Origin of the sequence: Bacillus sp. SIMBA_026 (assembly GCF_046535335.1) — a bacterium.
Taxonomy (GTDB): domain Bacteria; phylum Bacillota; class Bacilli; order Bacillales; family Bacillaceae; genus Bacillus; species Bacillus velezensis.
In genome coordinates this window covers 1-238 of the sequence record NZ_JAWRWX010000463.1, presented here as the reverse complement: position 1 = coordinate 238, position 238 = coordinate 1, and the positions used below count along the sequence as shown (strand labels likewise).

The window sequence follows — 238 nt, the reverse complement described above, 5'->3', positions numbered from 1 at the left end:
AATTGAGTAACCAATAACCGCCAGCAGGGCCGCCAGAACCGTTAAGTCGAACTCTAGCTGTAATACAGAGAATAGTCCTAAGGTTAAAATGACGTCGTGCGCTAACGCAGCCACTGCGCCCACGGCTAAGCGCCACTCAAAACGCATTGCAATATAGAGCAAAATACAAATAAGAGCGGTTAGCATAGCCAGCCCGCCTTGCTCGATGAATTCGTCACCAACATTCGGACCGACAAAC

At 49.2% G+C, this 238-nt stretch carries 1 pseudogene; it reads right to left on the bottom strand.

Annotation, left to right across the window (positions count from 1 at the left end):
• A pseudogene (locus SB847_RS22165) lies at positions 1 to 238 on the bottom strand (protein translocase subunit SecDF); the annotation flags it as partial.